The organism is Gordonia sp. WA4-43, from assembly GCF_020520305.1.
Lineage (GTDB): Bacteria > Actinomycetota > Actinomycetes > Mycobacteriales > Mycobacteriaceae > Gordonia > Gordonia hongkongensis.
On record NZ_CP084736.1, the window covers coordinates 409,073 to 434,992 of the forward strand.

Annotated in this window: 25 protein-coding genes; 22 read left to right on the forward strand and 3 right to left on the reverse strand. The window is 69.5% G+C overall.

What is annotated here, in order from left to right; all coding sequences use genetic code 11:
* The first annotated feature begins 101 nt into the window (after positions 1 to 101).
* The 20 genes from pgsA to LEL84_RS02065 all read left to right on the forward strand — a co-directional run bounded on the left by pgsA (position 102) and on the right by LEL84_RS02065 (position 20,101).
* Positions 102 to 821 carry a phosphatidylinositol phosphate synthase gene (pgsA, locus tag LEL84_RS01970; RefSeq protein WP_068971774.1) on the forward strand — a complete coding sequence of 240 codons (720 nt, stop codon included), beginning with the start codon at positions 102 to 104 and terminating at the stop codon, positions 819 to 821.
* The gene (locus LEL84_RS01975) at positions 818 to 1,741 is read left to right on the forward strand and encodes a phosphatidylinositol mannoside acyltransferase (protein WP_226513195.1); all 924 of its coding nucleotides are present in this window, start codon (positions 818 to 820) and stop codon (positions 1,739 to 1,741) included. The genes pgsA and LEL84_RS01975 overlap by 4 nt, the downstream gene beginning before the upstream one ends.
* A gap of 19 nt (positions 1,742 to 1,760) precedes the next feature.
* On the forward strand, positions 1,761 to 2,885 hold the full coding sequence (locus tag LEL84_RS01980; RefSeq protein ID WP_226513196.1) for a glycosyltransferase family 4 protein: 1,125 nt from the start codon (positions 1,761 to 1,763) through the stop codon (positions 2,883 to 2,885).
* Positions 2,885 to 3,430, forward strand: a complete 546-nt coding sequence (locus tag LEL84_RS01985) for a LemA family protein (RefSeq protein WP_226513197.1) — start codon at positions 2,885 to 2,887, stop codon at positions 3,428 to 3,430. Before LEL84_RS01980 ends, LEL84_RS01985 begins: the two co-directional genes overlap by 1 nt.
* Positions 3,431 to 3,526: 96 nt before the next feature.
* Positions 3,527 to 4,438, forward strand: coding sequence for a pyridoxal 5'-phosphate synthase lyase subunit PdxS (gene pdxS, locus LEL84_RS01990; protein WP_226513198.1), 912 nt, complete (start codon positions 3,527 to 3,529; stop codon positions 4,436 to 4,438).
* A gap of 131 nt (positions 4,439 to 4,569) precedes the next feature.
* Positions 4,570 to 5,436: a PP2C family protein-serine/threonine phosphatase gene (locus LEL84_RS01995; RefSeq protein WP_058250263.1), complete on the forward strand. Its 867-nt coding sequence runs from the start codon at positions 4,570 to 4,572 to the stop codon at positions 5,434 to 5,436.
* An 11-nt stretch (positions 5,437 to 5,447) separates the two neighbouring features.
* On the forward strand, positions 5,448 to 6,218 hold the full coding sequence (locus LEL84_RS02000) for an FHA domain-containing protein (protein ID WP_226513199.1): 771 nt from the start codon (positions 5,448 to 5,450) through the stop codon (positions 6,216 to 6,218).
* A 170-nt stretch (positions 6,219 to 6,388) separates the two neighbouring features.
* A complete protein-coding gene (locus LEL84_RS02005; RefSeq protein WP_226513200.1) occupies positions 6,389 to 6,880 on the forward strand; it encodes a helix-turn-helix transcriptional regulator in 492 nt (163 codons plus the stop codon).
* 63 nt (positions 6,881 to 6,943) lie between these two features.
* Positions 6,944 to 7,798 carry an acyl-CoA thioesterase gene (locus tag LEL84_RS02010; protein WP_226513201.1) on the forward strand — a complete coding sequence of 285 codons (855 nt, stop codon included), beginning with the start codon at positions 6,944 to 6,946 and terminating at the stop codon, positions 7,796 to 7,798.
* Positions 7,795 to 8,415, forward strand: a complete 621-nt coding sequence (gene pdxT, locus LEL84_RS02015; protein ID WP_226513202.1) for a pyridoxal 5'-phosphate synthase glutaminase subunit PdxT — start codon at positions 7,795 to 7,797, stop codon at positions 8,413 to 8,415. Before LEL84_RS02010 ends, pdxT begins: the two co-directional genes overlap by 4 nt.
* A 156-nt stretch (positions 8,416 to 8,571) precedes the next feature.
* Positions 8,572 to 9,327: a YebC/PmpR family DNA-binding transcriptional regulator gene (locus tag LEL84_RS02020; protein WP_058250268.1), complete on the forward strand. Its 756-nt coding sequence runs from the start codon at positions 8,572 to 8,574 to the stop codon at positions 9,325 to 9,327.
* Positions 9,328 to 9,429: 102 nt separating this feature from the next.
* The gene (ruvC, locus tag LEL84_RS02025; protein ID WP_058250269.1) at positions 9,430 to 9,999 is read left to right on the forward strand and encodes a crossover junction endodeoxyribonuclease RuvC; all 570 of its coding nucleotides are present in this window, start codon (positions 9,430 to 9,432) and stop codon (positions 9,997 to 9,999) included.
* On the forward strand, positions 9,996 to 10,589 hold the full coding sequence (ruvA, locus tag LEL84_RS02030; RefSeq protein ID WP_226513203.1) for a Holliday junction branch migration protein RuvA: 594 nt from the start codon (positions 9,996 to 9,998) through the stop codon (positions 10,587 to 10,589). Before ruvC ends, ruvA begins: the two co-directional genes overlap by 4 nt.
* On the forward strand, positions 10,590 to 11,678 hold the full coding sequence (gene ruvB, locus LEL84_RS02035) for a Holliday junction branch migration DNA helicase RuvB (protein ID WP_226513204.1): 1,089 nt from the start codon (positions 10,590 to 10,592) through the stop codon (positions 11,676 to 11,678).
* A 148-nt stretch (positions 11,679 to 11,826) separates the two neighbouring features.
* Positions 11,827 to 12,210, forward strand: coding sequence for a preprotein translocase subunit YajC (yajC, locus tag LEL84_RS02040; protein WP_226513205.1), 384 nt, complete (start codon positions 11,827 to 11,829; stop codon positions 12,208 to 12,210).
* A 157-nt stretch (positions 12,211 to 12,367) separates the two neighbouring features.
* Positions 12,368 to 14,083 (forward strand): protein translocase subunit SecD, encoded by a 1,716-nt coding sequence (gene secD, locus LEL84_RS02045; protein ID WP_396266573.1) that lies wholly within the window; start codon positions 12,368 to 12,370, stop codon positions 14,081 to 14,083.
* On the forward strand, positions 14,080 to 15,273 hold the full coding sequence (secF, locus tag LEL84_RS02050) for a protein translocase subunit SecF (RefSeq protein ID WP_226513207.1): 1,194 nt from the start codon (positions 14,080 to 14,082) through the stop codon (positions 15,271 to 15,273). The genes secD and secF overlap by 4 nt, the downstream gene beginning before the upstream one ends.
* A gap of 10 nt (positions 15,274 to 15,283) precedes the next feature.
* Positions 15,284 to 17,017: an ABC transporter substrate-binding protein gene (locus tag LEL84_RS02055; RefSeq protein WP_226513208.1), complete on the forward strand. Its 1,734-nt coding sequence runs from the start codon at positions 15,284 to 15,286 to the stop codon at positions 17,015 to 17,017.
* A 16-nt stretch (positions 17,018 to 17,033) separates the two neighbouring features.
* Positions 17,034 to 17,609 carry an adenine phosphoribosyltransferase gene (locus LEL84_RS02060; protein ID WP_058250276.1) on the forward strand — a complete coding sequence of 192 codons (576 nt, stop codon included), beginning with the start codon at positions 17,034 to 17,036 and terminating at the stop codon, positions 17,607 to 17,609.
* Positions 17,610 to 17,716: 107 nt separating this feature from the next.
* Entirely contained in the window at positions 17,717 to 20,101 is a 2,385-nt protein-coding gene (locus LEL84_RS02065) for a RelA/SpoT family protein (RefSeq protein WP_226513209.1), read from the forward strand.
* A 32-nt stretch (positions 20,102 to 20,133) separates the two neighbouring features.
* Here the strand turns inward: LEL84_RS02065 and LEL84_RS02070 are convergent, their stop codons facing one another.
* The gene (locus LEL84_RS02070) at positions 20,134 to 21,054 is read right to left on the reverse strand and encodes a peptidylprolyl isomerase (protein WP_226513210.1); all 921 of its coding nucleotides are present in this window, start codon (positions 21,052 to 21,054) and stop codon (positions 20,134 to 20,136) included.
* A 186-nt stretch (positions 21,055 to 21,240) separates the two neighbouring features.
* Between LEL84_RS02070 and LEL84_RS02075 the strand changes: the two genes are divergently transcribed.
* Entirely contained in the window at positions 21,241 to 21,981 is a 741-nt protein-coding gene (locus LEL84_RS02075; protein ID WP_226513211.1) for an MBL fold metallo-hydrolase, read from the forward strand.
* Positions 21,978 to 23,243 (forward strand): histidine--tRNA ligase, encoded by a 1,266-nt coding sequence (gene hisS, locus LEL84_RS02080; RefSeq protein ID WP_205334344.1) that lies wholly within the window; start codon positions 21,978 to 21,980, stop codon positions 23,241 to 23,243. Before LEL84_RS02075 ends, hisS begins: the two co-directional genes overlap by 4 nt.
* Positions 23,244 to 23,331: 88 nt before the next feature.
* On the opposite strand, the gene LEL84_RS02085 is transcribed toward hisS, so the two are convergent.
* Both LEL84_RS02085 and LEL84_RS02090 read right to left on the reverse strand, forming a co-directional pair.
* Positions 23,332 to 25,020 carry a DUF885 domain-containing protein gene (locus LEL84_RS02085; RefSeq protein ID WP_226513212.1) on the reverse strand — a complete coding sequence of 563 codons (1,689 nt, stop codon included), beginning with the start codon at positions 25,018 to 25,020 and terminating at the stop codon, positions 23,332 to 23,334.
* Positions 25,017 to 25,874 carry a neutral zinc metallopeptidase gene (locus LEL84_RS02090; protein ID WP_226513213.1) on the reverse strand — a complete coding sequence of 286 codons (858 nt, stop codon included), beginning with the start codon at positions 25,872 to 25,874 and terminating at the stop codon, positions 25,017 to 25,019. Before LEL84_RS02090 ends, LEL84_RS02085 begins: the two co-directional genes overlap by 4 nt.
* Positions 25,875 to 25,920 lie beyond the last annotated feature (46 nt).

Below are 25,920 nucleotides of genomic sequence, written 5' to 3' on the forward strand. Positions count from 1 at the left end.
AGCGATCGGGTGCCGGTGCGATCAGGTGAGGCGATGTCAGACGAGAGCGATCGGGAAGCGCTGTGCCACGACGCGGCGCGAGATGGGGGAGGAACTCGGCGATGCTGAGCATTCTGGGTCGGGCATCGGTCTCGAAGGTGACCCTCCCGATGGGTCGCGCGCTCCTGCGGACCGGGCTGACGCCGGACTCGGTGACGGTGATCGGCACGCTGGCCGGCGTCGCAGCCGCCCTCACGCTGTTCCCGATGGGGGAGCTGTTCTGGGGCACGCTGGTCATCTGGCTGTTCGTGATGTTCGACATGCTCGACGGCGCGATGGCCCGTGCCCGGGGCGGTGGCACGCGATTCGGCGCCGTTCTCGACGCGACCTGTGACCGCGTCGCCGACGGCGCCATCTTCGCGGGCCTCGCCTGGTGGTGCGCGGTCACCGAACCCCACGACCTGCTCCTCGTCGCGACCCTCATCTGTCTGGTGACCTCCCAGGTCATCTCCTATGCCAAGGCCCGCGCGGAGGCGAGCGGCCTGTACGGCGACGGCGGTCTCATCGAGCGGCCCGACCGGTTGATCATCGTGCTCGTCGGCGCCGGTCTCACGGGTCTCGGCCTGTGGTGGGCCATCCACGTCGCGATGTGGTTCCTCGCGGTCGCCAGTGTCATCACCGTCGGGCAGCGGATGTGGTCGATCGCGCAGTCGCCGGGTGCGCGGGACCTCATCCCCATCGCCTCGGAACCCGCAGACACCGAGCCCGCAGAAGCCGAGAACGGCGATGCCGAACCCTCGTCCGGCTCGGACGGTCAGACCCCGCCCGCGGGACAGCGATGACCGATCTCGGCGCGATGGCCGCTGATCTCGGGTACCGGGCCGGCTGGGCCGCCGTCCGCTGGGCTCCGGAACGGGCGGCGCGGGGTCTGTTCGACCGTGCCGGCAGCTACGCGGGTCGTCGTGGCGGTGGCCCGGACCAGTTGCGCCGCAACCTGGCCCGTGTCCTGGGCGTGGAACCCGCGCAGGTGCCCGACGACCTCGTCGCCGACGCCATGCGCTCCTACGCCCGGTACTGGTGCGAGGCGTTCCGCCTGCCGACGCAGGATCGTGCCACCGTCACGTCCACCGTCACGCTCCCCGACGAGGACCGGGCCCGACTGGACGCCGCGCTGGCCAGGGGTAAGGGCGTCATCCTGGCTCTGCCGCACACCGGCAACTGGGACATGGCCGGTGTCTGGCTCGTCCACCACTACGGCAGGTTCGCGACGGTCGCCGAACGCCTGAAGCCGGAGTCACTGTTCAACCGGTTCGTCGCCTACCGGGAATCACTGGGCTTCGAGATCTTCCCGTTGAGCGGCGGCGAGCAACCCCCGATCGGGCAGCTGGCCGACCGGCTCCGCGCCGGCGGCATCGTGTGCCTGCTCGGCGAACGCGACATCGCCCGGCACGGGGTGCCGGTGACCTTCTTCGGCGAACGAACCCGCATGCCGGCGGGGTCCGCACGGCTGGCGATGGAGACCGGTGCCGCGCTGATGCCCGTCCATCATTGGTTCGAGGAGGCGCCGCGTTCGATGATGTGCTGCGGGGAGCAGATCGACGTCTCCGGTGGGATCGAAGCCGCCACTCAGGCCCTCGCCGACGCCTTCGCGGTCAACATCGCCGCGCATCCGGCGGACTGGCACATGCTGCAGCCGCTCTGGGAGAGCGACTGGACCGACCGTCAGCGCGGTCGCGTCGAGCAGGACGGGACGCCGACATGACGACGACCAGGGGAGTGCCATGCGAATCGGAATGATCTGCCCTTACTCGTTCGACGTGCCCGGGGGTGTGCAGGCCCACGTCACCGAACTCGCCGACGTCTTCCTCGACCGGGGCCACGAGGTCAGCGTGCTCGCCCCGGCCGGCCGCGACACCGAACTGCCGGAGTACGTCGTCCGGGCTGGGCCCGCGCTGGCGATCCCGTACAACGGCTCGGTCTCCCGGGTGAATTTCAGTCCCAAGGGATACCTGCGACTGCGCCGGTGGGTCGCCGAGAACGGCTTCGACGTCCTGCACGTCCACGAACCGAATTCGCCGAGCATCTCGATGCTGTCGTTGATGGTGGCCTCCGGCCCCATCGTCACAACGTTCCACACCGCTACGTCGAAATCGTTGTGGCTGAGCGTGTTCCAGGGGATCCTGCGGCCATACCACGAACGGATCGCGGGCAAAATCGCCGTCTCGGAGCTCGCGCGTCGCTGGCAGATGGAGTCACTCGGCTCCGATGCCGTCGAGATCCCGAACGGCATCAACGTCGCGTCCTTCGCCGACGCCGAGCCCCTCGAGGGGTATCCGCACCCGGGTGGCACGATCCTGTTCCTCGGCCGTTTCGACGAACCGCGCAAGGGCATCGACGTGCTCATGCGTGCGCTGCCCGCGGTCGTGGAGAGGTTCCCGTACGTGCGGATCCTGGTCGTCGGCGGCGGCAACCAGGCGGCGCTGCGGCGGCGGGCGGGTCCACTCGCCGAACACCTGGTGTTCCTGGGACAGGTCGACGACGCGACCAAGGCGCGGGCGCTGGCCTCCGCCGACGTCTACTGCGCACCCAACCTCGGCGGCGAGAGCTTCGGCATCGTCCTGGTCGAGGCGATGGCGGCCGGGGCGGCGGTGATCGCCAGCTCCCTGAACGCCTTCCGGCGAGTGCTCGACGACGGCCGGGCCGGGCGACTCGTCGAGACGGGGTCCCCCGATCAACTCGCCGCCGGCCTCGTCGAACTCCTCGCCGACCCGGAGGCGCGCGCCGATCTCGTCGCCGCCGGACGGATTCGGGCCGACAAGTACGACTGGTCGCGGGTGGCCGACCAGATCCTCCGGGTCTACGACACCGTCACGGTGGGAGCCGGTCCGGTCGTGGTGTCGGACTGATGGCCACCTGGATCGTTCTCGGCGTGGTGGCCGTGCTGCTCGTGGCGGGATGGGCCTACCACACGGCCAACCGACTCGACCGGCTCAACGTCCGTGTCGATCTCGCCCGCCAGGCGCTCGAATCGAACCTCGACCGGCGCGCGGTGGTCGTGCGTGCCGTGTCGGCGGAGATGATCGCCGGCGACGGCGCCACGAACTCCCGCACGTCCGTCGACGACGGCGTCGCCGCTCAGGCGCGCGAGCTCGCCACGCTGGCCGATCGCGCCGAGCGGGCCGCGCCGTCGGCACGTGAGGACGCCGAGAACGCGCTGTCGGCCGCACTGGCGCGCACCGACCCGAATCGTCGGTCCGCGGCCCTCGTCGTCGAACTCGCCGACGCCGAGACGCGGGTGATGATGGCGCGTCGGTTCTACAACGACGCCGTTCGCGACACCAGGGCCCTCGCGCAACGCCGGCCTGTCCGGTGGCTGCGGCTCGGCGGCCACGCGGCACCCCCGGAGTACTTCGAGATCATCGAGCGCGTCACCCCAGGCCAGGCGGACTGATCCCTCGTCGGGGGCCATCGGCCCCTCACCTAGACTGGTGGGCATACCGCCGCCGCGAACGCGGCAGGTCGGGACTGCGACACGAGGAGATCTTCAGTGAGTCACAACGGCACGACCGTTCCCGAGGTCGGCCAGGGCACGGCCCGGGTCAAGCGCGGCATGGCAGAGATGCTCAAGGGCGGCGTGATCATGGACGTCGTGACCCCCGAGCAGGCGAAGATCGCCGAGGATGCCGGCGCGGTGGCCGTCATGGCTCTGGAGCGGGTGCCCGCCGACATCCGTGCCCAGGGCGGGGTGTCGCGGATGAGCGATCCCGACATGATCGACGGCATCATCGCCGCCGTCTCGATCCCGGTGATGGCCAAGGCCCGCATCGGTCATTTCGTCGAGGCGCAGATCCTGCAGGGCCTCGGCGTGGACTACGTCGACGAATCCGAGGTCCTGACCCCGGCCGACTACAGCAACCACATCGACAAGTGGGCCTTCACGGTGCCGTTCGTGTGCGGTGCGACCAATCTCGGTGAGGCCCTGCGCCGGATCACCGAGGGGGCGGCCATGATCCGCTCGAAGGGCGAGGCCGGCACCGGCGACGTGTCGAACGCGACGACCCACATGCGCAAGATCCGCGACGAGATCCGGCGTCTGACCTCGTTGCCGAAGGACGAACTGTACGTCGCGGCAAAGGAGTTGCAGGCTCCCTACGAACTCGTGGTCGAGGTGGCCGAGGCCGGCAAGCTGCCGGTCACGCTGTTCACCGCCGGCGGGATCGCCACCCCGGCCGATGCGGCGATGATGATGCAGCTCGGCGCCGAGGGTGTGTTCGTCGGTTCGGGGATCTTCAAGTCGGGCAACCCGGCACAGCGGGCCGCAGCGATCGTGCAGGCGACCACATTCCACGACGATCCCGACGTGCTGGCGAAGGTCTCGCGCGGCCTGGGCGAGGCGATGGTCGGCATCAACGTCGACGACATCCCGCAGCCGCACCGCCTCGCCGAGCGCGGCTGGTGACCGCTTCGTCCGGATCGTAGGTGGTCAGACCGACCGCCGGCCGCCGCGGCGCCCCGTCTCAACACGCCGGAGACCGAACAGTCGACATGCGTGGCGGGTCAGGGGCTTCGCGGCGGTAGTATCTGCTGATCATGGATGCGGCGACCATCGTTCGAGACGCTTCGGTCTCGGGCACACACATCGTGGGTGAATTGCGGCTCGAGTGGTCCGCCGCGTGCAATGTGGGGCGAGTCCGGGAGACGAACGAGGACGCGGCGCTCGCGCTGCCGGGGATGTACCTGCTCGCCGACGGCATGGGCGGGCACGACAGCGGCGAACTGGCCAGCGAGGCCGCACTGCTCACCTTGTCGGAGGCCACCAGCGCGGGTGAACTCAAGGCGACCCAACTGCAACTCGACGATCTGTTGCTCGCCGCCCAGCGGCGCATCGGCGAGATCGACACCGAGACCGAGCGACGCGCGGGTACCACCGCCACCGGCATCGTGCTCGTCACCCACGAGCAGAGCCCGCACTGGCTGGTGCTCAACATCGGCGACTCGCGGACCTATCGCTTCCAGAACGGGTCGCTCAACCAGCTCACCACCGACCACTCGCAGGTCCAGGAATTCATCGACGCCGGATTCCTCACGCCCGAGCAGGCCCGAACCGATCCGCGCCGCAACGTGATCACGCGTGCGCTCGGCGCGGGCATGGTCGACCCGGTCGCCGACTACTCGAGTACGCCGGCATTCCCGGGGGATGTGCTGCTGCTGTGTACCGACGGTCTGACCGGGGAGCTGCCCGACGAGGAGATCGGTGACATCCTGCGCAATGCGGAGGACTCCCGGCAGGCGGCCGAGCGGCTCGTCGACGCCGCGCTGGCGCTCGGCGCGCACGACAACGTCACCGTCATCGTTGTGAGTGTCCACGAATCGGTGCCGACTCTCACGATGCCCGCGCTCGACGACTCGGCGCAGGGAGAGGCCGCCGGAGCTGCTCCGGCCCCCGACCCGAGCTGATCGGAGGACTGATGACCACGGGTCAGGACCGGGCCGAGACATCCCCCGCAGAGTCCGGCGGCGCCGCGCTGGACGCCGGGGCGACCTACGTCGAATACTGCGGCGAGCGCATCGCGCTCGACGCCGACCGACGGTTCTTCATCGGCCGCGAAGCGGATCTGTCCATCGACGACAACCCGTACCTTCATCGCCGATTCTTGGTGATACACAACGAGAACGGGCTCTGGTGGCTCACCAATCTCGGCACGCACCTGTCGGCGAGCGTCTCGGCGGGCGACGTCGGGTTCTCGGCGACCCTGGGCCCCGGTGCGCGGATGCCGCTCGTCTTCGGTAAGACGACCATCGTGTTCACCGCCGGGCCGACGACCTACGAGCTGAGCCTATTCGCCCGCGCGCCGCAGGTGAAGTCGGTGACGCGTCCGGAATACAGCGGCGGGCACACGACGCAGGGCGTGCCGACGCTCACGGAGAGTCAGAAGCTGCTGATCATCGTGCTGGCCGAGGAGATCCTGCGGCGTGAGGGGACCGGCTCGAGTGCCATCCCGTCGTCGGCGCAGGCGGCGCGCCGGCTGGGCTGGCCGCTGACCAAGTTCAATCGCAAGCTCGACAACGTCTGTGACAAGCTCGATCAACTCGGGGTGAGCGGAATGCGCGGCGGGGGCGGGAAACTCGCGAGCAACCGCCGGACCAAACTGGTGGAGTACGCGGTGTCGTCACGCATCGTCACGCGAGAAGATCTCCCCCTCATCGACGCCGAGGCGGCCCGAAACGCGGCCGACTGAGTCAGCCGCCGCGTCTGCACGCCGCTGACCTGCGGTTTCACCGTGGGTAGTTCTCCCCACGGGTAGGGGAGTTCTCCCCATCGACCACCCGGGCCGCAGCCCATAATCTTCATCTCATCGCCGGGAGAACCCGGAAGACCACCGGTTGAATGAGTGAAGAGGAAGCACACATGACTGCGATCGCCCATCAGGCCCCCCAGCACCTGCGCTCGGTCAGCGCTCGTCGTGACGCGGAGGCCATCGCCCGCCGGAAGGAAGCCCTGGCGCGTCTGGCGGCTCGCCGGATGCCGTTGCCCGGCCACCAGATCCAGACACCGCGCGCGGGTCAGCCGCTCGGCCTGGGCCATCGTCCGGGACACCCCCACCTGCACCGTGCGGTCGCCGTTCCCGCGCTCGCCGAGGTCCCCGAGGTCGCGGAGGCCACGGCCGACCGCGCCAAGCCGAATCTCACCTCGCGCGAGGTCGAGGTCCTGCGCACCTGGATGCTCGTCGACTCCAAACCTGCTGTGGCCCAGGAGCTCTACATCTCGCTCGGTACGGTGAACACCCACCTCACCCGGATCCGGGCCAAGTACGCCGAGATCGGCCGTCCGGCCCCGACGAAGGCATCGCTGGTCGCCAGGGCCATCCAGGACGGGATCATGACCCTCGACGAACTCTGATCGCCGGCCGCGCTTCGGCGGGCAGGGGAGTGCCCACCGGCGCCGTGCGCGATACTGGTCTGCGTGGCAGCCATCGAGGACATACTCCAGGTCGAACAGATCGAGACCGACATCTACCGCGGCGGTGCGTTCCCGAGTCACCTTCAGCGCACCTTCGGCGGCCAGGTCGCCGGTCAGGCCCTGATGTCGGCGACCCGCACGGTGTCCGACGAGTTCGACGTCCATTCCCTCCACGGTTACTTCCTGCGTCCCGGTGACCCGGATCGTCCGGCGGTGTTTCTCGTCGACCGCATCCGCGACGGACGGTCGTTCGTCACCCGGCGGGTGACCGGCATCCAGAACGGTGAGGCGATCTTCACCATGTCTGCGTCGTTCCATGTACGGACCGACCAGGGCTACGAGCACCAGGACCGGATGCCGCCGGCGCCGCAACCGGACGAGCTCACCGACCGCCTCGACGAGCTGGCCGAGGAAGAGCGCGCGGTGTTCAAGGAGTGGCGCAACTTCGATCTGCGCATCGTGCCCCCGGAGATGATGGTCACCTCGTCGTATTTCGCTGCGCAGCAACGAGTCTGGTTCCGCTACCGCCATCGTCTGCCCGACGACACCGTCTTCCATGTCGGCACGCTCGCCTACATGAGCGACATGACCTTGCTCGGCTCCTCGCGGGTGCCCCATCCGGAGTCCAACCCGCAGGTCGCCTCCCTCGACCACGCGATGTGGTTCATGCGCCCCTTCCGGGCCGACGACTGGCTCCTCTACGACCAGACGTCGCCGTCGGCGGGCGGTGGTCGCGCGCTGACCCAGGGACGGATCTTCGATCGACAGGGCCGCCTGGTCGCGGCGGTCACCCAGGAGGGGCTGGCGCGCACCGGCCGCGTGATGCCCGACGACCAGCACGCCCGGACCAATCGGTGAGCGAGGGCAACCGGCCGCGCATCGGGGTTCTGGCACTGCAGGGCGATGTGCGCGAGCACGTCTTCGCGCTGGAGGCGGCCGGTGCCGACGCCGTGGCGGTGCGACGCCCGGCCGAACTCGACGAGATCGACGGAATCGTCATCCCCGGCGGTGAATCGACGACGATGAGCAAACTGCTCGGCATCTTCGACCTGTTCGACCCGCTGGTGGACAAGCTGTCCGACGGCCTCCCGGCGTACGGGTCGTGCGCGGGCATGATCATGCTCGCCTCCACCATCCTCGACACCCGGCCCGATGCACGGCATCTGGACGCCCTCGATGTCACGGTGCGGCGCAACGCATTCGGGCGTCAGGTGGAGAGTTTCGAGACCGACCTGGAGTTCACCGGGATCACCGACGCCGAGGGCGCCGCGCCGATGCGCGCGGTGTTCATCCGGGCGCCGTGGGTCGAGTCCGTCGCCCCGGAGGTCGAGGTCCTGGCGCGTGTTCCCGACGGCCCGGCGGCCGGGCGGATCGTCGCGGTGCGTCAGGGGAACGTGCTCGCGACGTCGTTCCACCCGGAGGTGACCGGCGACCGGCGCGTACATGAATACTTCGTGCAGATGGTGCGTCGGTAAGATCGTGCCGAACCAGCGGTAGACCACGAGCCCGGCACGCCGGGAACAACCCAACAGGGCGCACCACCAACAGGGCGACCGGATACAGGTAGGAGTGCGCCGGATGCGGGCCACGGCCCGCCGCACGTGCCGGCGCCGGGAAAGGAATCGACGGACATGAGCGGCCACTCCAAATGGGCCACCACCAAGCACAAGAAGGCGGCCATCGACGCCAAGCGCGGCAAGATGTTCGCCAAGCTCATCAAGAACATCGAGGTGGCGGCGCGGACCGGCGGCGGTGACCCGGCGGGTAACCCCACGCTGTTCGACGCGATCCAGAAGGCGAAGAAGTCCTCGGTCCCCAACGACAACATCGAACGCGCACGTAAGCGCGGCGGTGGTGAAGAGGCCGGCGGCGCGGACTGGCAGACCATCATGTACGAGGGCTACGGGCCCAACGGCGTCGCCGTGCTCATCGAATGCCTCACCGACAACCGCAACCGTGCGGCCGGCGAGGTCCGGACCGCGATGACGCGCAACGGTGGCAACATGGCCGACCCGGGTTCGGTCTCCTACCTGTTCACCCGCAAGGGCGTGGTGACGCTGGAGAAGAACGGACAGACCGAGGACGACGTCCTGATGGCCGTGCTCGACGCGGGCGCCGAAGAGGTCACCGATCTCGGCGAGTCCTTCGAGATCGTCAGCGAGCCAAGCGATCTCATCGCCGTCCGCAGCGCGCTGCAGGAAGCCGGGATCGACTACGACTCCGCCGAGGCCAGCTTCCGGGCGTCGGTCGAGGTCGCGGTGGACGCCGACGGCGCCCGCAAGGTGTTCAAGCTGATCGACGCCCTCGAGGACTCCGACGACGTCCAGAACGTCTACAGCAACGTCGACATCAGCGACGAGGTCCTCGCCGAACTCGAGAACGACTGACACCCCGCCGCCCGCCCGGTGTGTTGATCACCGGACTTGTCCGCTCTCCCCGATAAGATCTCGAACAACTGTTCGCAGATCACGATGCCTGGGAGGGTACGAGTGCGCGTCATGGGCGTCGATCCGGGTCTGACCCGGTGCGGTATCGCGCTGGTCGAGTCGGGTCGGGGGCGGACGGTGACCGCCCTCGACGTGGACGTCGTGCGCACCCCGAGTGACATGGAACTCGCCGAGCGGTTGCTCGCGATCTACACCTCCGCGTGTCACTGGCTCGATGTGCACCAGCCCGACGTGGTGGCCATCGAGCGGGTCTTCGCGCAGAACCAGGTGTCCACGGCCATGGGGACCGCGCAGGCCGGCGGCGTCATCGCGCTCGCGGCGTCCCAGCGCGACGTACCGGTGCGCTTCCACACCCCGTCGGAGGTGAAGGCAGCGGTGACCGGCAGCGGACGAGCCGACAAGTCTCAGGTCACCGCGATGGTCACCCGGATTCTCGGCATGCAGACCAAGCCGCGTCCCGCCGACGCCGCAGATGCGCTCGCGCTGGCGATCTGTCACTGCTGGCGCGGACCCATGATGGAGCGGATGGCAGCCGCACAGAAGCAGGCCGACGCGGCCGCGGCGCGGCACCGCGCGCGGGTGGCCCAGGCACGAGAAGGGAGTCGCGCATGATCGCGTCAGTCCGCGGACCGGTGCTCGAGATCGCGCTCGACCACGCCGTGATCGATTGCGGGGGAGTGGGTTACCGCGTGCTGGCGACGCCCGCGACGCTGTCCCGGCTGCGCCGCGGCGACGAGGCGACGCTGCTGACCTCGATGATCGTCCGCGAGGACTCGATGACGCTCTACGGCTTCACCGAACCCGACGCCCGTGCGCTGTTCGCGCTGCTGCAGACGGTCACCGGCGTCGGCCCGCGACTCGCGATGGCGACCCTCGCGGTTCTCGAACCGGATGCGTTGCGACGCGCGCTCGCCGAATCGGACACCAAGTCACTGACCTCGGTACCCGGCATCGGCAAACGCGTGGCCGAACGGCTGTGCGTCGAACTGCGGGACAAGGTGGACCGGCCCACGGGCGAGGCGTCGACCGGTGTGACCGCCGTCGGCGGTATTCGCGAGCAGGTCGCCGAGGCGCTCGTCGGGCTCGGGTTCACCGCCGGTCCGGCGGAGAAGGCGGTCACGGCGGTACTCGCCGAGAATCCCGACGCCGATGCGTCCACCGCGCTGCGTTCCTCGCTGTCACTGCTCGGCAAGGCGTCGTAGATGGGCGGCGATCCGGACGACGTCGACGACCGGGACGTGAGCGCGATGCCGGTGCGCTCCGACCGCGACCTCGACGCCGGTCTCCGTCCCCGGTCACTCGCTGATTTCATCGGCCAGCCGCGGGTCTGCGAACAGCTCGAACTGGTCCTGCACGGGGCCAAGGGCCGCGGTGGCACCCCCGACCACATCCTGCTGTCGGGACCGCCCGGGCTCGGCAAGACGTCGCTGGCCATGATCATCGCTTCGGAGATGGGCGCCGCCATCCGGGTGACCTCTGGTCCGGCACTCGAGCGCGCCGGCGACCTCGCGGCAATGCTGTCGAATCTCGTCGAGGGCGACGTGCTGTTCATCGACGAGATCCATCGCATCGCGCGCCCGGCCGAGGAGATGCTGTACCTCGCGATGGAGGACTTCCGCGTCGACGTCGTGGTCGGCAAGGGCCCGGGAGCGACCTCGATCCCGCTCGACGTCGCGCCGTTCACGCTGGTCGGGGCGACAACACGGTCGGGGTCGCTGACCGGCCCGCTGCGCGACCGGTTCGGGTTCACCGCGCACATGGAGTTCTACGAGCCCGACGAACTCGTCCGGGTGCTGCACCGCTCGGCCGGGATTCTGGGCATGGAACTCCGCGGCGACGCCTCGGGCGAGATCGCGCGCCGGTCGCGGGGCACGCCCCGCATCGCGAACCGGCTGCTCCGCCGGGTCCGCGACTACGCCGAGGTAAGGGGAGACGGGTCGATCACCGTGGACGTCGCCCGCGCGGCCCTCGCGGTCTACGACGTCGACGAACTCGGGTTCGACCGTCTGGACCGAGCCGTGCTCGACGCCCTGATCCGCGCCTTCGGCGGGGGGCCGGTCGGGGTGTCCACGCTGGCCGTGGCCGTCGGCGAGGAGCCGGCGACCGTGGAGGAGGTCTGCGAGCCGTTCTTGGTGCGCGCGGGCATGATCGCGCGGACGCCGCGCGGGCGGGTGGCCACTGCCGCCGCCTGGCATCATCTCGGACTCACCCCGCCCGCCGGTGCGATGAACGCCACCTTCGGCGTCCGTCCCCGCGACGTCGGCGCGGCGACGCTGTTCGATGACCTCTGACCGCACGGGCACCACCTGCGGGGATGAGCTCCGCGCAACACGTGGCACACTGTGTGGAGCACAGCTGAGCTGATGCTGCCCGGATTCGTCCGGACAGGCCGCTCGCTCACGCCGTACCCACTGATACCCAAAGGACTGACTCGCACTCATGGACGCTCTGCTCTTCCCGCTTCTGCTCGCCCTGCTGGCCGGCTTCATGTTCCTGTCGATGCGGAAGCAGAAGAAGCGTGTGGCCGAGATGCAGGAGATGCAGAACTCGGTGTCCACCGGTACCCGCGTCCAGCTGACCTCGGGTCTCTTCGGAACCGTGATCGACGCGAGCTCGCCCGACGTCGTCGATGTCGAGATCGCCACCGGCGTGGTCACCCGCTGGAACCGGCTGGCCGTCATGCGCGTCGTCCCGACGGATGAGGCCGCGGCCACCTACCCCGGCCACGTCGCCCCGGAGATCGAGTCCGACGACTACGACGACGCCGACTCGGTCAGCCTGGACAAGCCTGCCACCGACGACGCGCGCGACAACGACAAGTAAGCCGCATCCGCGCCGCGTCGATCCACGACGCGGCGCGCCCATCCGTTTGCACGCCTCCGACGCGCTTCCGGCGTGTCCCGGCCAGGAGTGGACGATGGGTCATGCCGGTCGGGCTGCTCGTCGGCCGGTTGACGCTCTCAAGGAGACCTGAACAGCTGTGACAACTCCCTCTCGGACTTCGGGGAAGGGCCGGACTGCAGGGAAGCGGTCGCGACCGGCTCGAGAGATCCCGCCGTGGCGTCCGCTCGTGGCCTTCATCGGCCTGCTCGCGGTCGTCTACGGACTGATCTTCTTCACCGGACCCCAGACCATCGAACCGAAGCTCGGTATCGACCTCCAGGGCGGTACGCGCGTCACGCTGACCGCGCGGACCGAGGACGGTCAGGCGGCGACCCGAGAGCAGCTCGATCAGGCCAAGCAGATCATCGAGCAGCGCGTGAACGGGCTCGGCGTCTCCGGTTCGGAGGTCGTCGTCAGCGGTGACAACCTGATCATCACGGTCCCCGGCCAGGACGGCGCGCAGGCCAAGTCACTCGGGCAGACGGCGCGCCTGTACGTCCGACCGGTCGTCGGGCAGCCGGCCATGGCGACTCCGCAACCGCCGAAGCCCGAGAGTGCCGACGATCAGGCCGACACCCTGCCCACCGAGGCCGCGGCAGCCGCCATCGACGAGCAGCGCAAGCTCCGTCAGGCGCCGGGGAACGCGACCCCGCAGCAGCTCGAGGCACTCCAGCAGCAGATGGCGAAGATGGACTGCTCGCCGACGGCCAACGACCCGCTTCTGGGCAACGACCGCCCCGATGAGTACCTCGTGGCCTGCTCGACGGACGGCTCGGAGGTCTACCTCCTCGGCCCGGAGATCATCGACGGTCGCGACATCAAGAACGCGAACGCCGGTACCGATCCGCAGACCGGCGAATGGGTAGTGACCCTCGAATTCGAGGGTGAGGCCGCCAGCTTCTGGCCCAGGTACACCGCCGAGCAGGCCCCCAACCGGACCCAGACCGCCTTCACGCTCGATTCGCGCGTCGTCTCGGCGCCGGCGATCAACGAGCCCATCCCGGGCGGGCAGACCCGGATCAGCGGCGGTAGCGCCAGTCCGTTCACCGAGTCGTCGTCGAACGAACTCGCCAACGTGCTGAAGTACGGCTCGCTGCCGTTGTCCTTCACCGCCTCCGACGCCGAGACGATCTCGGCGACACTGGGTCTCGCGTCGCTGCAGGCCGGTCTGATCGCCGGACTGGTGGGCCTGATCGCGGTGTTCATCTACGCCCTGGCCTACTACCGCATGCTCGGCATCCTGACGGTGCTGTCGCTCGTCCTCGCCGGGGCCATGGTGTACGGCATCATCGTGCTGCTCGGTCGCTGGATCGGGTTCACCCTCGACCTCGCCGGCATCGCGGGTCTGATCATCGGTATCGGTATGACCGCCGACTCGTTCGTCGTCTACTTCGAACGAATCAAGGACGAGATGCGCGAGGGGCGCAGCTTCCGGTCCGCGGTGCCCCGCGGTTGGGCGAGCGCGCGCCGCACGATCTGGTCCGGCAATGCGGTGAGCTTCATCGCCGCCGCGGTCATCTACATCCTGGCGATCGGTGAGGTCCGCGGCTTCGCGTTCACACTGGGTCTCACCACGATCCTCGACGTCATGGTCGTGTTCCTGGTCACCCACCCGCTGGTCGTCTACGCGAGCCGTTCGACGTTCCTGTCGAAGCCGAGCGTCAACGGACTCGGGGCGATCAGCGAGGTCGCCCGCCAGCGTCGTGTCGCCGCGCACCGGCAAGCGGGTGCGGCCACCGCCGACACGTCTGCGCCGCCGACGGACGCCGACGACACCACTGACGCCACTCGGGAGAAGGGGACCGTGCGATGACCGGGCCGTACAACAAGGCAACCGGCGACTCGGCCGTCCTCGACGCCGACAAGGCGCAGCCCGGCGCGGACGCCGACTTCGTCGCCGATCGCAACCGCTCGTTCCTGTCCCGGCTCTACACCGGTACCGGTGCCTTCGAGATCGTGGGACGCCGCCGCATGTGGTACGGCGTGACCGCGGCGATCCTGCTGATCTGCCTGGCCTCGATCGGAATCCGCGGGTTCACCCTCGGTATCGACTTCGAGGGCGGTACCCAGATGTCGGTGCCGGTCGTCTCCTCGGAGATCACCGCGGAGTCCGTCGAAGAAGTTGTCACCGCGACCCTCGGCGAGGCGCCCGAATCGGTACAGACCGCGGGAGCCGGTGGCAGCCAGACGGTCCAGGTGCGCACCGAGACCCTCGATCTCGCCCAGGCGGAATCGGTGACGCGCGCGCTCGCCGACGAATTCGGTCCCGAACTCGCGCCCGCCGAGGTGAGCATCTCGGATGTGAGCTCGACGTGGGGCAGCGAGATAACCGAGCGCATGCTGATCGCGCTGGCCGTGTTCCTGGTCATCGTCTTCGTCTACATCGCGGTGCGATTCGACCGGGAGATGTCCATCGCGGCGATGGGGTCGCTGTTCTTCGACCTGATCGTGACCGCCGGTATCTACTCGCTCGTCGGGTGGGAGGTCACCCCGGCGACCGTCATCGGCCTGCTCACCATCCTCGGCTTCTCGATCTACGACACGGTGGTCGTGTTCGACAAGATCTCCGAGAACACCCGCTCGGTGCTCCAGACCACCCGGCGCACCTACGCCGAACAGGCCAACCTGGGTGTGAACCAGACCCTCATGCGGTCGATCAACACCACCGTCATCTCGGTGCTGCCGATCATCGCGCTGATGGTCATCGCGGTCTGGCTGCTCGGCGTCGGAACGCTCAAGGATCTCGGGCTGATCCAGCTCGTCGGTGTCCTCGTCGGTACGTTCTCGTCGGTCTTCCTCGCCGCGCCGCTCCTGGCGACACTGAAGGAACGTCGCCCCGACATCGGCCGGCACACCGAGAAGGTCCTCCGGCGTCGCGCCGGGCTCCCGTCCGACGAGCCGCGGCCGGTCCGGACGCGCCGAGGGGCGTCCGCCGGGGCAGCAGTCGACACCGACGACGCGGACCGCGCGGTCCCGACCGGCAAACGCCGTCGCAACCGCTAGTCTCTGCGACGTGAGCGTTGGACGCCGGGAGTTCGTCAGGGTCCTGAGCCTCCTCGTCGGGCTCGTCACGGTCGTCGGGCTGGTGACGGCCTGCGGCGACGACGGGCCGCCGACGATCGACTACGTGGTCGACGCGCGGATCACGACCTACAACGCGAACACGGTGAGCGGCAACGCCGATGGCGTCCTCATGGCGACCACCCGGCTGCTGCCCGGCTTCAGTCTGCTGGGCCCGGCCGGCCAGGTCATCCCGGATCGCGACGTCGGCACGGTCACCCAGGTGCCCGGCCGCGTGCCGACCCTGCGGTATGACTTCAACCCCGAGGCGGTCTTCTCCGACGGGGTGGCCCTCGACTGCGACGATCTCGTGCTCGCCTGGGCGGCGATGAGCGGACGGCTGCCCGGCTTCACCCCGGCGACCACCGCCGGCTATCGCGACATCGACTCGGTGAACTGCGGGGCCGGCGACAAGAGCGCGACCGTCACCTTCGCGCCCGGACGGGAGTACCGGAACTGGCTCTCGCTCTTCGGCGCCGGGGCGATGATGCCGGCGCATGTGGTGGCCCGCGTGGCAGGCCTCTCCGACGTCATCGACCCGATCCGGGCGATGGACCGGGCCGCCGTCGGACGCATCGCGGACGCATGGAACACCGGTTTCGACCTGACGTTCGGACCGATCGATCACGCGCACTATCCGGCGTCGGGTCCGTATCGCATCGACCGGTACTCGCGCTCGGGCGGACTCGTCCTGGTGCCCAACGACGAGTGGTGGGGCGACAAGCCGGAGACCTCGCGCATCGTCGTCTGGGGGCGCGGGACCGACGCGACCCGCCGGCTCCCCGACGGCCGGTTCGACGTCGTCGACGTGACGGCCGGCCTCGTCGACGGTGACATCGCCGGTTCGGCGGGGGCCGCCGGGCCGTCCTCGCCGGCGCGCGCGCTGGGCGTCGAGGAACTCGTCCTGGCCGGCCGCGGCTTGTTCGGCGATGTCCGGATGCGCCGGGCGTTCGCCTCCTGCGTCCCGCGAGCCGACCTCGCGCGCGACTTCGGCGCCGGCGCGCAGGTCTGGAATCTCCGGGTGCTCTCCCCGGCAGACAACCTGGCCGCACAGATGAACACCGAATTCGGCCAGGCCTATCAGCGGCCGGACATCGAACGAGCGCGCGGACTCGTCCGGGCGGCCACCGGGCAGGGCGCGGTACAGGACCCGGCCGGCGGCGAGGCGGCCGGTTCGGAGGTCGCGCTGCGACCGCGGACGGTACGCATCGGCTACGTCGCGCCGACTCCGCGGTGGCAGCAGATGACCGCGGCGATCGCGGCGTCGTGCCGCGCCGCCGAGATCGTCGTCGAGGACGCGTCCTCACCCGACCTGCGGCCCGACGCGCTGGGCCGCGATGTCGACGCACTCATCGTCGCCGGTGGTGCGTCATTCGCCGCGGCCGGCGCCGCCGACCCGAGCCGGGACGCCTACGCGTTGCGCGGCGGAGACCCGTTGAACCTGTCCGGCATCCGGGAGCCGATGGTGAGTCGGGGAGTGGATCAGCTCGCGACGACCGTCTCGGCGCCCGACCGACTCCGTCTGGCCCGGTCCATCGAGAACGCGACCTGGGCGACGATGCCGTCGGTGCCCCTCTTCGCGGCGCCGCGGATACGGCAGTGGAAGGATCGGGTGGGCAACGTGGTGGCCGGTCTCGGCCGCGACGGCACCGGATGGAACATGGATCGGTGGACGATCCGTGGTTGAGCAGGGGAGTGAAGCGATGGGTGGTGTCGTGCCCGACCGTACGGCGGAGGCGGTCTCGCGAGCGCAGGCGGCGATCGCCGAACACGCTCGCCTCGTCGACGACTTCCCGGCTCCCGGAATCGCTTTCAAGGATCTGACACCGGTCCTCGCGGACCCGGAAGGGCTGTCGACGATCGTCACCGCGCTCACGCATGGTTGTTCGTCGATCGACCTCGTGGCCGGTATCGACGCGCGCGGGTTCCTGCTGGGCGGCGCGGTCGCGCGTGAGCTCGAGGTCGGGGTGCTGGCGGTCCGCAAGGGCGGCAAGCTGCCGCCGCCGGTCCTCGCCATCGACTACAGCCTCGAATACGGACAGGCCACGCTCGAGATCCCGGCCGACGGCCTCGACCTCAGCGGCCGGCGTGTCCTGCTCGTCGACGATGTGCTCGCCACCGGTGGGACGGCGGTCGCCGCGGCCGAACTGCTCCATCGTGCGGGTGCGCACGTCGTCGGGGTCGCGGTGATCATGGAACTCGCGGGTCTCGGCGGCCGGGACACGATCGCCCGTGGCCTCGGACCGGATGTTCCCGTCCATGCGGTCGCACTGGACTGACGGCGTCGACCCGGTCATGGGCGGGCCGCGACTAGAATCGGCTGAGCCCGCCCGGTAGGCCGGACGGGTCACCGTATGCCGACAGACAACCGTGAGGAGGACCGCTGATGCCCGATGAATCCGACACGGCGCAGCGTGGCGTGACCCCCGCGGGTACCCCGGACGCCGGAGCGACGTCGGCCGAGACCGCCGACCGGCCGAACGCACCGGCCGCGGTCGGCTCCATCCAGCCGGGTGCTTCGGCCTCACGCCGGGTGCGCGCCCGCCTCGCGCGCCGTATGACCGCGACCCGCAGTCAGGTCCGGCCGGTCCTCGAACCGCTGGTCACTCTGCACCGCGAGATCTACCCGAAGGCCGACGTGGCGTTGCTGCAGCGCGCCTACGACGTCGCCGACGAACGGCACAGCGGCCAGAAGCGCAAGTCCGGCGATCCCTACATCACCCATCCGCTGGCGGTCGCCACGATCCTCGCCGATCTGGGCATGGACACCACGACCCTCATCGCGGCGCTGCTGCATGACACGGTCGAGGACACCGGCTACTCCTTGCAGGCGCTGGAGAAGGACTTCGGACCCGAGGTCGCACACCTCGTCGACGGCGTGACCAAGCTCGACAAGGTCGCCCTCGGCAGCGCCGCGGAGGCCGAGACCATCCGCAAGATGATCATCGCGATGGCGCGCGATCCGCGCGTTCTCGTCATCAAGGTCGCCGACCGGTTGCACAACATGCGCACGATGCGCTTCCTGCCGCCGGAGAAGCAGGCGCGCAAGGCCCGCGAGACCCTGGAAGTCATTGCGCCACTTGCTCATCGACTCGGCATGGCGACGGTCAAATGGGAACTCGAGGACCTGTCGTTCGCGATCCTGCACCCCAAGCGCTACGAAGAGATCGTCCGGCTCGTCGCCGACCGCGCGCCGTCCCGCGACACCTACCTGGCCCGGGTGCGAGCCGACATCAACAACGCGCTGGCCGGTGCGCGTATCAACGCCACCGTGGAGGGGCGGCCCAAGCACTACTGGTCGATCTATCAGAAGATGATCGTCAAGGGCCGCGACTTCGACGACATCCACGACCTCGTCGGGATGCGCATCCTCTGCGAGGAGGACCGCGACTGCTACGCCGCCGTCGGTGTCGTGCACTCGCTGTGGCAACCCATGGCGGGGCGCTTCAAGGACTACATCGCCCAGCCGCGGTTCGGCGTCTACATGTCGTTGCACACGACCGTCATCGGACCCGAGGGCAAACCGCTCGAGGTGCAGATCCGCACGCACGAGATGCACCGCACGGCCGAGTTCGGGATCGCCGCGCACTGGCGCTACAAGGAGAACGGCTACCGCAAGTCGGGCAAGAAGTCCGACACCGCCGAGATCGACGACATGGCCTGGATGCGCCAGCTGCTCGACTGGCAGCGGGAGGCCGCGGACCCGGGTGAGTTCCTGGAGTCGCTGCGCTACGACCTCGCCGTGCGCGAGATCTTCGTGTTCACCCCGAAGGGCGACGTCATCACGCTGCCCGCCGGGTCGACCCCGGTCGACTTCGCCTACGCGGTCCACACCGAGGTCGGGCACCGCTGTATCGGCGCGCGCGTCAACGGCCGGCTGGTCGCGCTCGAGCGCACGCTCGAGAACGGCGAGGTGGTGGAGGTGTTCACCTCCAAGGCGCCGACCGCGGGTCCGTCGAAGGACTGGCAGACGTTCGTGGTCTCGCCGCGCGCCAAGGCCAAGATCCGGCAGTGGTTCGCCAAGGAGCGACGCGAGGAGGCCCTCGAGGCCGGCAAGGACGCGATCGCCAAGGAGGTCCGCCGCGGCGGGCTCCCGCTCCAGCGGCTCCTCAGCGCGGAATCGATGTCGGCGATCGCCCGCGAGTTGCGCTACACCGACGTCACCGCGCTCTACACCGCGGTCGGTGAGAACCATGTCTCCGCACGGCATGTCGTCAACCGGCTGGTCGCCTCACTGGGTGGCATCGAGGACGCCGAAGAGGCGATCGCCGAGCGGTCGACGCCGTCGACGATGCCGACCCGGGCACGTCAGGGCGGCGACGCGGGCGTCATGGTCGACGGCCTCGACAACGTCGTGATCAAACTCGCCAAGTGCTGCACCCCGGTGCCCGGCGACGACATCCTCGGTTTCGTCACCCGCGGCGGCGGGATCAGCGTGCACCGCACCGACTGCACCAACGCCGAATCGCTTCGGCAGCAAGAGGAACGAATTCTCGACGTGTCCTGGGCCCCGTCGCCGGAATCGGTGTTCCTGGTGGCGATCCAGGTGGAGGCGCTCGACCGGCACCGGCTGCTGTCGGACGTGACCAAGGTGCTCGCCGACGAACGCGTCAACATCCTGTCCGCGTCGGTGACGACGAGCCGGGACCGGGTGGCCATCAGCAAGTTCACCTTCGAGATGGGCGACCCGAAGCACCTCGGGCACGTGCTCAACGTCGTGCGCAACGTCGAAGGCGTCTACGACGTCTACCGGGTGACCTCGGCCGCCTGAACGGCCGACCGAGGCCCCCGGTCGGTCGGGATCTAGTCGATCGTGGCCGTCTCGATGGTCACCGGGAGCTTCGGCTCGCCGTCCCCGGGCTGACTGCCGATCGGGCCGGGGTTGATGCCGCCGGCGTAGACCTTGTCGAGCACCGCGAGTCCGGGTTCGTCGACCTTGCCGACGATCGAGTAGTCCGGGCCCAACTGGCTGTCGTTGATCACGATGAAGAGCTGGCTGGACCCGGTGTTCGGGTTCTGTCCGCCCTGGCTGCTGTTGGCGATCGCGATGGTGCCGCGCGGGTAGATGACGGGCTGCGAACCGGTCGTCGGATCCGGCTGCCCGACCGTCTGCAGATCGGTCGGCGGCTCGTCGGGGCTGGTCCAGCCGGGCCCGCTCATGCCGGTGCCGGTGGGGTCGCCGCACTGCAGGATCTTCAGCGTCTCGCTGGTGGTCATGCGGTGGCAGGTGGAGTCGTCGTAGAACTTGTTCTCGATCAACGAAGTCACCGCCGCGGTGTTGCACGGCGCGCCATCGCGTTCGAGCGTGATCGGCAGGGTGCCCTGGGAGGTGACGAACGTGGCCTTCTCGGTGCCCGACTTGAGGACGCGCTCGTCGGGCTTGGGCGAGGTCCGCTCGTTCTCCGCGGCCGCCTTCAGCTCGTCGAGTTCGGCTTGGTATTGCGCTCGCTGATCGGCCGGGACGTTGTCGGGCACCTGATCGGGCAGCTGGTCGAAGCGGCTCGGGGAGTCCTCGTAGGCGCAGGTCGTCCAGCGTGCGGCCTCGCGGTCGTCCATGATCTTCTTGACCACGACGGCGGTCACGCCCGCGACCACGGCGACCACGACGGCGGTCGAGACGGAGGCGATGACGATCTTCCGCTTGCGCCGGGCGAGGCGCTCGGTCTCGAGGCGTTCTTCGAGCTTCCGCTTCGCCGCCTCGCGGCGCTCCTCATTGGTGGACACGCGGGTGGATCCTCCTGAAACCTCGGCATGGCTGTGCCGACATCGTCGTGGATGTCACTTACTCGGGGGCAAGTGTGCCAGTTGTACCTGAGAACGGGGTGCGGCGGGTCGCGAGCCCTGGCGCCTACGCAACAATGGAGACCGACGTGTGTGCGTCGTCCTGTCCGCGCCGACCCGAGGAGCAGCATGCTCATCACCGGATTCCCCGCCGGGATGTTCCAGACGAACTGCTACATCGTCGCCGCCGAGGCGGGATCGGAGGCGGTGATCATCGATCCGGGCCAGGATGCGGCGCCGCGGGTGCGGGAACTGCTCGCCGAACACGACCTCACCCCGGTGGCGGTGCTGCTCACGCACGGTCATCTCGACCACACCTGGAACGCGACGGAACTCTGCGACGAGTACTCGATCCCGGCCTACATCCATCCCGCGGATCGTCCGATGCTCGCCGATCCCGGTCTCGGCATCGGACGGGCGTTGGGCGCGATGATCGGCGACCAGGTGTTCACCGAGCCGGAGAAGGTGGTCGAGTTCGCCGACGGCGAGTCGGTGGAACTCGCCGGGGTCGCGTTCTCTGTCGATCTCGCGCCCGGGCACACACAGGGCTCGGTGCTGCTCGGGGTCGACGTCGACGTGCCGGACGAGGCCCGGGATCAGGCCGGGCGCGACACGCCGTCGGTGGTCGGGGTCTGCTTCTCCGGTGACGTATTGTTTGCCGGTTCGATCGGCCGGACGGATCTCCCCGGGGGCAACCATCAGCAGTTGCTCGACTCGATAGCGGCGAAACTCCTGCCGCTGCCCGCGGAGACGCTGGTCCTGCCCGGCCACGGACCCCAGACCACCATCGGCCAGGAGAGTGCGAGCAATCCCTTCCTGGCCGGCCTCGAGCACCAGAGCACTCGACCGAAGGGACGACACGGACTGTGAGCGGAGCATTTCAGGCCCCCCGGGGCATCCCGGACTACTTCCCGCCGAACTCGGCGGACTTCCGGAGGGTCCGGGACACGCTCACCGACGCAGCGCGTCGTGCCGGCTACGGCCACATCGAACTGCCGGTGTTCGAGGACACCGCGCTGTTCGCACGCGGGGTCGGGGAGTCGACCGATGTCGTGAGCAAGGAGATGTACACCTTCGCCGACCGCGGCGACCGCTCGGTGACGCTGCGTCCCGAGGGCACCGCGGGCGTGGTGCGCGCGGTGATCCAGCACGGTCTCGACCGCGGCCAGCTACCGGTGAAGGTCTGCTACGCCGGGCCGTTCTTCCGCTACGAGAAGCCGCAGACCGGCCGGTACCGCCAGCTGCAGCAGGTCGGCGTCGAGGCGATCGGTGTCGACGACCCGGCGCTCGACGCCGAGGTCATCGCGATCGCCGACGAGGGCTATCGCCGACTCGGCCTGACGGGGTTCCGCCTCGAGATCACCTCGCTGGGTGACGACGAGAGCCGTCCGCGCTATCGAGAGGCGTTGCAGGAGTTCCTGTTCGGGCTCGATCTCGACGAGGCCACCCGGATGCGCGCCGAGATCAACCCGCTGCGTGTCCTCGACGACAAGCGGCCGGAGATCAAGGCGGCGACCGCAGGCGCGCCGCTGCTCATCGACTATCTGTCCGACGACGCGAAGGCGCACTTCGACCTCGTCCTGGCGCACCTGGACCGGCTGGGTGTCGTCTACGAGATCAACCCGCGTCTGGTGCGCGGCCTGGACTACTACACGAAGACTACGTTCGAATTCGTCCACGACGGTCTCGGTGCGCAGTCGGGCATCGGCGGCGGCGGGCGCTACGACGGTCTGATGCGACAGCTGGGCGCCAAGCAGGATCTGTCGGGCATCGGGTTCGGGATCGGCGTCGACCGGACGATGCTGGCGCTGGAGGCCGAGGGTGTCGCGGGCACCGAGGCGGCCCGCTGCCAGGTCTTCGGAGTGCCGCTGGGCTCGGCGGCCAAAGCCGAACTCGTCGGTGTCGCAGGCGCTCTGCGCGCCGCCGGGATCAGTGTCGACCTGGCTTACGGCGATCGTGGCCTCAAGGGCGCGATGAAGGCGGCCGACCGTTCGGGGGCGCGGCTGGCGCTGGTGCTCGGGGAGAACGAACTCGCCGAGCGCCGGCTGGAGATCAAGGACCTGAGCAACGGCGAACAGCACCGGGTCGCCCTGGACGACTTGGTCGCCGAGGTCCGTCGTCTCCTGGGCTGAGGTCAGCGCATACATTCGCAGCTGAAAACCGCCCAGTGCAGGACCGGCGACTGCTCAAAGGCGTCGGCGAAGCTGCGGAGGGTGGTTTTCAGCGGCGCGTCTCCTGGTCCTCGCCGGCGACCTCGGCCGCGAGGACGTCCAGCGAGACACCGCCGAGAGCCAGTGCGCGCGAATGGAAGTCCTTGAGCGTCCAGTCCGGGTGCCGGCGGAGGGCGGCGGTACGCGTCTGCTCCCACACGCGCTGGCCGAGCGCATACGAGGGCGCCTGGCCGGGCCAGCCCAGATAGCGGTCGAGTTCGAAACGCAACACGGCGTGGTCCATCGCGACCGACGAGGTCAGGAACGTCCAGGCCTTGTCGGCGTCCCACATCCCGCCGACGAGGGACTCCGGCGCGGGCAGGCGGCAGTGGACCCCGATGTCGACCACGACCCGCGCGGCCCGCAGCCGCTGCGAGTCGAGCATCCCCATGCGGTCGCCCGGGTCCTCGAGCCAGCCGAGCTCGTCCATCAGGCGTTCGGCGTAGAGCGCCCAGCCCTCGCCGTGTCCGGAGGTGAACGACGCGAGCTTGCGCCAGGCGTTGAGGTCGGGGTCGACGATCGCCGATCCGAGCTGGAGATGATGCCCGGGCACGCCCTCGTGGTACACCGTCGTCTTCTCCTGCCAGGTGTGGAAGACGGTCTGGTCGTCGGGCACCGCCCACCACATCCGGCCCGGGCGGGACAGATCCTCGCTGGGCTGGGTGTAGTAGATGATGCCGGTCGACGACGGGGCGAGCCGGCACTCCAGCCGGGACAGCCGGGCCGGGAGGTCGAAGTGCGTGCCCGCCAGACCGGCGACCGCCGCGTCGGACGTCGCTTGCATCCAGTCGACGAATTCCGCGCGATCGTGGATCTGGTACTGCGGCTGACGATCCAGCCAGGCGAGCGTCGCCGCGACCCCCTGTCCGGGGAGCAGACCCTCCGCGATCTCCTGCTGCTCGGCGACGATCTGCCGCAACCGGGTCATCGCCCAGGCGTAGGCGTCGTCGGGGTCGGCGTCGGCGCCCAGGTAGGCCGGCAGGTGCAGCAGGTAGCGGTCGCGGCCGACCGCGTCGTCGTCGACGGCCTGAGCGAGAACGCCGGTGCGCAGGTAGTGGGCGAAGGTCCCGAACGAGGTCCGCGCCGCGTCGAGCGCGGTGGTGAGGGTGCCGGCCAGCGCCGGGTCGGCCGCGATCGGTGCGGTGTTGCCGGCGATGGCGTCGGCCGCGGTGTCGGCCTGCCGGGCGACCGCCGCCACCTGTCGACGGGCCGGCGGCGGACCGTGACGAAGCCGGTGGGCGAGGCCGTCGACAACGTCGGTGAGCGACGCCGGGATCGCGGTGAGGCGGGACAAGAAGGTCTCCCGCTGCTCGCGGGTGTCGGTGGGCATGAGGTCGAAGACGTCGCGCAGCGCCTGCAACGGTGACGCGATGACATTGCAGTTGCCGATGTGCTCGCCCGCGTCGGCGAGTGCGAGCTCGCGACGCAGCGAGGCGCTCATGGTCGCGACGGTGACGCGGTCGATGGCATCGACGACGTCGGCGCCGCCCAGGGCGGAGAGGGTGCCGGCGGCGACCTCGGCGCGTTCGGCGCACCCCTGCGCGGAGAAGTCGGTCAGCCGGTCGTCGTGCCCACCGCGCCCGATCTCGGTGGCGAACAGCGGATCGAGCTCGCACAACTGGTCCAGATGCGCCTCGGCGATCGCATCGACGGCGGTGGGCCTGCGCGGGCCGGTCCCGCCGGGGTCGGTGGCGTTCACAGGTCGTCGGTGGCGAAGGTGTCGCAGCGATCCGGATCGCCCGACTGGTAGCCGACGGTGAACCACCGCGTGCGTTGGGCCGCCGAACCATGAGTCCAGCCCTCGGGATTGGAGCCCGCGCCCTGGATGGTGTCGTCGCCGATGGCCTTCGCGGTCTGGATGACCGTCGCGATCTGCTCCTCGGTGATGGGCGCGAGGAGGGCGTCGGGGCCGTCGTCGGCGTGATGGGCCCACACCCCGGCGAGGCAGTCGGCCTGCAATTCGACCCGTACCGAACCCGATCGCGGTCCCTGCGACCCCATCCGCTGACCCTTGGCGAGGGCGCCGGTGAGGTTCTGCACGTGGTGTCCGTACTCGTGGGACACGACGTACTCCTGCGCGAGGGGCCCGTCGCTGCCGCCCATGCGACGCAGCTGGGCGAAGAACGTCGGATCGAAGTACGCCGTCGAATCGGCGGGGCAGTAGAACGGGCCGGTCGCCGAACTCGCCGCGCCGCACCCGGTGTTCACCGCGTCGGAGAAGATGACCGTCTGCGGTGGCTCGTACTCGGGCCACAGATCCGACCACACCGTGTCGACGCTGACGGTGGTCGCCTTGATCCGGCAGATCGTGTTCTCGTTGGCCATCTCATAGGTGCACTCTTCCAGTTGCTGCTGGATCTGCGCGGCGTCCGACGAGGTGCCGGGAGTGGGGCCGCCGGCGCCGAGCAGATCGCCGGGGTTCACCCCGAAGAACAGCGCGACGATCGTGATGAGGAGTCCCGCGCCGCCGCCCAGCGCGATCCGGCCCCCACCGCCTCCACCGCCTCCGGAGACGCTGCCGGTGTCGATCGATCCGCTGCCTTGGAAGGTCACGCGGCCATTCTGGCACGATCGTCACCCGCCCCTCGCTGCCTCGGCG